Source organism: Streptomyces sp. NPDC005728 (assembly GCF_040630895.1).
In the GTDB taxonomy this organism is placed as follows: domain Bacteria; phylum Actinomycetota; class Actinomycetes; order Streptomycetales; family Streptomycetaceae; genus Streptomyces.
On sequence record NZ_JBEXYL010000302.1, the window covers coordinates 1 to 1,222 of the forward strand.

Sequence of the window (1,222 nt, forward strand, 5' to 3'; positions counted from 1 at the left end):
CGTCGTTCTGCTGGACCCAGTACGCCGGCCACGGCCCGGGCCCGGAACTCCTTCACTCCCCCGAGTCCGTCCTGGAGGTCGGCTGCGGCACCGGCCGCGCCCTCGCTCATCTCGCGCAGCAGGGCGTGAAGGTCTGCGGCGTCGACCTCTCGCCCCGCATGGTGGAACGCGCCGGGCAGAAGTGGGCACCGCTCGGCGTGCGAATCGAGCAGAGCGAGATCCTCACATGGCTCGCCACCGACGAGGCCCGCTACGACGCGGTGTACTCCATCTTCGGCGCGGCCTGGTTCACCGACCCCTCCCGCCTCTTTCCTCTCGTGCGCGAGCACCTGGCGCCGGGCGGCGTGTTCGTGTTCTCCCAGCCGCCGGCCATCCCCGGCGCCTACGGCCCGCAGGGCATGTACAAGGGCGGCTTCGCAGGCAAGGCCATGTTCACCTACCGGTACAGCTACAAGCCAGCGGTGTGGGAGCGGCACCTTCTCCGGGCCGGCTTTACGGCCGCTGAATCAATGGTGGTGGATGCCCCGAAGGCCGGGCACATCGACACCCTCATCGTCCAGGCCCGCGCCTGACCGCCCCACTGCGGCCCATCCGCCCGAGGCCGTGAGTACCGTCCCTGGCATTCGCGCACGGTGTGCGTGTGACTTGGGGGATGTGCGAGGGGATGGCCGACTCCGCAGAAGCCTGGCGGAAGCGCCGGAGGTCCGCTCGACCCCAGAGATGTCCCCTGGCCGGAGATCCAAGTCGCGGCGTGGTTCGGGCATGCTGCCGACCACCCCGACCCATCGCCGGAGCTTGTCCCGCAACACGGAGGCGGGCGACTGAGGAAGCATATGTTTGCCGCCTATCTTCGTGTTGTGAAGTGGCCTTGGGATCGTTCGAAAGTCACCCGTGTCCTGGTGGCAGCGTTTCCGACCCATCTTGCCGGTGACGTGCAGAGTGTCCTGGCGGTCGTGCCTCACTCCAGGCTCGAGCCGATGGAGCCCTTCGAGGTTGAGGTCCAAGGCGAGACCGTCGTCATCCCCTCGCGTATCTACAACAAGGAGCCGGGCGCCGACTCGGAGCGCCTTCTGACCAAAACCCAGCAGGTGATTCTGCATTGCCTGTACACACGGCACCATGATGGCCGGGTGCGCCAGCGCCACCTCGAACAGATCGTGGCGTCGACGGAGCCGTGGGTTGTCCCGTTCGTGGTGCAGTTGGCCGGCGAGTACGTGCTGGA

Annotated in this window: 1 protein-coding gene and 1 pseudogene; both read left to right on the top strand. The window is 67.5% G+C overall.

The genetic code is table 11. The features are described 5' to 3' along the window. The coding region (locus ABZ471_RS48765) for a class I SAM-dependent methyltransferase (protein ID WP_359075643.1) at positions 1-572 on the top strand (572 nt) is incomplete at its 5' end. 261 nt (positions 573-833) lie between these two features. After that, positions 834-1,222 (top strand): annotated as a pseudogene (locus ABZ471_RS48770) (hypothetical protein); the annotation flags it as partial.